We start from the raw sequence: 3915 nt of genomic DNA on the forward strand, positions 1-3915 counted from the left end.
TACAATTACTACAGGAAGCGCTTTGCCCTCGACCTGCCGGAGAGACTTCGGCGGATCGACCACGCCGATGAGGCGCGTGAGGGGGAGATCAGCATCATCGAAACCGACGCCTCCGGCATCGATCTGCATGTCAGTCCGGGAGAGCCAACGCGCGCCGCCGGTCTGCTGGCAGCGCGGGCGCTGAGGGATGCGGCAGAGGATCTGGTCGCCGGGCGGCTGGATGGGGTGGTGACGGCACCGATACATAAGGATATGACGACGGGGGCGGAGTTTCCCTTTACGGGGCACACGGAGTTTTTCGCCTCCTACTATCCCGAGAGCCATCCGCTGATGCTCTTTGCTGACCAAAGCGGGATGCATGTGGCTCTGGCAACGATCCACGAGCCGCTCTCGGCAGTTCCCTCACTGATCACGAGAGAGCACCTCGTCGACTCGATCGTGACGCTGGAGCAGGCACTGAAGCGTGACTTCGGCATCGTCAAGCCCCGCTTAGTCGTTATGGGACTCAATCCTCATGCGGGGGAGAATGGTCTCATCGGGCGTGAGGAGCCGGACGTGATTGCACCGGCCATCGAGGAGGCGTGGCAGAGAGGGATACAGGTCTTCGGACCTGTGGCTCCGGACGGACTCTGGGGAAGTGGCGCGTACCGCACATTTGACGGCATACTCGCCATGTACCACGATCAGGGGCTGATCCCCTTTAAGCTCCTGGCGATGGACACGGGCGTCAATGTCACCACCGGTCTCCCGATCGTCCGCACTTCGCCCGACCACGGCACTGCCTACGACATTGCCGGGCGGGGAATCGCCGACCCTCAGTCCTTCCGCTCCGCGATCTATACCGCTCTGGACATCATCGCCGGTCGGCGCAGGTACGACAGGATCACTGCCGACCCCTTGCCCACCAGCATCATCTCCGACGAGAGACGTCCATGAGGTACCTCCTGATCATCAATCCGGTCTCCGGCCCCGACGCCAACGCGATCGAGATGGCGTCAAGAGCGGTCTCCCTCCTACTGGAACGGGGACACGAGGTGACCTGCTTCGTCACCAAGGAGGCGGACGATGCCTACCACCGCGCCCTCGACCCGGGAGACGCTGACGTCGTCGTGGTGATGGGCGGTGACGGGACGGTAAACGAGGTAGGTCGGGCGCTCATCGGCACCGATACGGTGATGGGGATATTGCCCAATGGGAGCGGAAACGGCCTCGCTCGTGAGCTGCACATCCCGATGGATCTGGAGCCGGCGATCGAGGTGCTGCTACGCCATGAGGTGCAGCGGATAGACACCGGTCGGGTCAATGGGAAGCCCTTCCTCTGCACCTGCGGCATCGGTCTGGATGCGGCAGTGTCAGAGAAGTTCTCTGCCAGCAAGACAAGAGGCTTCATCAGCTACATCGCCGACACGGTGGACCTCTTCGGTCAGTACCATGCGGAGGACTACAGACTGACCATCGACGGTGAGGAGAGCGAGGTGCACGCTTACATAGTGTCGGTGGCCAATGCGTCGCAGTATGGCAACAACGCCTTCATCGCCCCGGATGCGTCTATGGTGGACGGCATGCTGGATGTGACGGCGATCGAGGAGTTCCCGGCCGGAGAGGCGGGCATGATCGCCTACCAGCTTTTCAGCGGCGATCTGACGGAGAGCAAGTACACCCGAGAGCTGCGCGGTCGACAGATCACGATCCAGACCGACAAGTCGGTCCTCTACCATATCGACGGCGATGCGATGAAAGAGACCCGGGAACTGACGATAGAGGCGGCACCGAGGAGCCTGAGCGTCTGCTCCGGGAGACCTGATGATCGGGAGAAGACGATCTTTGACTTCCTAAATACTATGCGCGACAATGCTCAGAAGCTCGGCGCCGGTGTGGCAGACCTTTTTACCCCCAAGCAACGCTAAGCAGACAAAATGGAAATAAAAGAGGCAACATTCATCAAGAGCAGCCGCAAGGTGGCTGAGTGTCCCGATGATGACCGAGTAGAGCTGGCTCTCATCGGGCGGTCCAATGTCGGGAAGTCCTCGCTGATCAATATGCTGACTCAGCGTAAGGACCTCGCCAAGACCTCCCAGACGCCCGGCAAGACACAGCTGATCAATCACTTCCTCATCGATGACCGCTTCTACATCGTCGATCTGCCCGGCTACGGCTATGCCAAGGTACCGAAGCCCATGCGCCAGCAGCTCGAGCGGATGATCGACGACTACGTGAGCAATCGGTGGCAGATGTCCTGCCTCTTTGTCCTGATCGACATTCGCCACGCACCGCTCCGGATCGACCTCGACTTCATCAATCATCTGGGGGTGAATAATGTCCCCTTTGCCCTCATTTTCACGAAGGCAGATAAGCTCTCCAAGTCCGCCGCCCGTCGCAGCGTCGATGCTTACCTCGACAAGCTGAGCGAGGAGTGGGACGAGCTGCCGCCCTACTTCATCACCTCCTCCCTCAAGGGCGAGGGAAGAGAGGAACTGCTGAACTACTTCGAGTCACTTCTATGAGACTAAGGCGCCACCTCCTACTGATCCTCTCGACGATCCTCTGCCTCACGGTGAGCGCTGAGGAGACCCCGCTGAAGCTTCGCTACGACCGTCCGGCTAAGGTATTCGAGGCGATGCTCCCGATCGGCAACGGTCGGCTCGGACTAATGACCGGCGGCGAGGTGCGAAGCGAGCGGCTGATCCTCAATGAGATCTCCATGTGGAGCGGCAGCGTCGACAGTACCGCCTACGACATTGACGCGGTGCGCCACCTGCCGGAGGTCCGCCAGGCGCTGCTCGACGGGGACAATCTCCGCGCCCAGGATCTGATGTACAAGCACTTCCGCTGCGGTGGCAAGGGTAGCGGACTCCCCGACGGTGCCCACTCGCCCTATGGCAGTTACCAGATGCTCGCCTATATGACCCTTGACCACCACCTGCCTAAGGGAGAGGAAACAGGCTATCGGCGGGAACTGGACCTGAGGACGGCGGTGGCGCATACCTTCTTTGATCTCAATGGGGTTCGGTACAATCGCTCCTACTTCGCCTCACGTAAGGACGACGTGCTGGTGATCCACCTCGGCGCGGATCATAAGAAGAAGATCTCCTTCGACCTCTCTCTCGCCCGCCCCGAGGGCGGCACTGTCGAGGGAACGGCTGAGGGACTACGTATGACCGGCAGTCTGCCGGACGGCTTTGGCGGCGAGGGGACCCGCTACGAGGCGGAGGTACGCTGCATCCCGGTCGGCGGTAAGGTGCGAGTAAAGGGGAGCAAACTCTCTGTCACCCACGCCGACGATGTGATCCTCGTCGTCGCCGCTCGGACCGACCTCATACCCGCCGGAGGAGCCTCACCGGAGCAACCGACAGACCGGCTGGATGAGGTGGAGGACCTCGACTACGAGACGATCTACAAGCGGCACCTCGAGGAGTACAGTCGGCTCTTCGACCGCGTGAGCCTCCACCTTGGGGCACCGACGGAGGCCGCCGAGCGGACGACCGACTACCGCATCCGCCGCTATCAGGACAATGAGGACCCCTCCCTCGCGGCACTCTACTTCCAGTACGGCCGCTACCTGATGATCTCCGGCTGCCGTCCCGACAGCTGGCCGCTCAATCTGCAAGGGCTCTGGGGCGAAGGGATCCAACTTCCTTGGAATGCGGACTACCACCTCAATATCAACGTCCAGATGAATTACTGGCCCGCCGAGGTGGCCAATCTCTCCGAGCTTCATCGGTCGCTGATCGACTTCACCACCGCCCTACGGGAGAGCGGGCGAAAGACGGCCAAGCACTTCTACGACGCCGAGGGATGGGTGGCGCACATGATGACCAACCCCTTCTACTACACCGCTCCCGGCGAGGATGCCTCCTGGGGAGCGACGATGACGGGAGGGGCATGGCTCTGCCGCCACCTCTGGGACCACTACGA

The 3915-nt window shown here is 61.3% G+C and carries 4 protein-coding genes; all 4 read left to right on the forward strand.

The features are described from left to right. The coding region (gene pdxA / locus Q0F21_RS06160) for a 4-hydroxythreonine-4-phosphate dehydrogenase PdxA (RefSeq protein ID WP_297238345.1) at positions 1 to 936 on the forward strand (936 nt) is incomplete at its 5' end. Then, positions 933 to 1907 carry a diacylglycerol kinase family protein gene (locus tag Q0F21_RS06165; protein WP_297238347.1) on the forward strand — a complete coding sequence of 325 codons (975 nt, stop codon included), beginning with the start codon at positions 933 to 935 and terminating at the stop codon, positions 1905 to 1907. The genes pdxA and Q0F21_RS06165, both read left to right, overlap by 4 nt. Before the next feature lie 9 nt (positions 1908 to 1916). Then, a complete protein-coding gene (yihA, locus tag Q0F21_RS06170) occupies positions 1917 to 2504 on the forward strand; it encodes a ribosome biogenesis GTP-binding protein YihA/YsxC (RefSeq protein ID WP_018107483.1) in 588 nt (195 codons plus the stop codon). Further along, positions 2501 to 3915: glycoside hydrolase family 95 protein (locus Q0F21_RS06175; protein ID WP_297238349.1), on the forward strand; the 1415-nt coding region annotated here is incomplete at its 3' end. The genes yihA and Q0F21_RS06175, both read left to right, overlap by 4 nt.

It is taken from the genome of uncultured Porphyromonas sp., assembly GCF_934359325.1.
Taxonomy (GTDB): Bacteria; Bacteroidota; Bacteroidia; order Bacteroidales; family Porphyromonadaceae; genus Porphyromonas_A.

Coding starts and splice junctions, on each gene's coding strand:
- Q0F21_RS06165 (WP_297238347.1), top strand. CDS start 933: ATGAGGTACCTCCTGATCATCAATCCGGTCTCCGGCCCCGACGCCAAC.
- yihA (WP_018107483.1), top strand. CDS start 1,917: ATGGAAATAAAAGAGGCAACATTCATCAAGAGCAGCCGCAAGGTGGCT.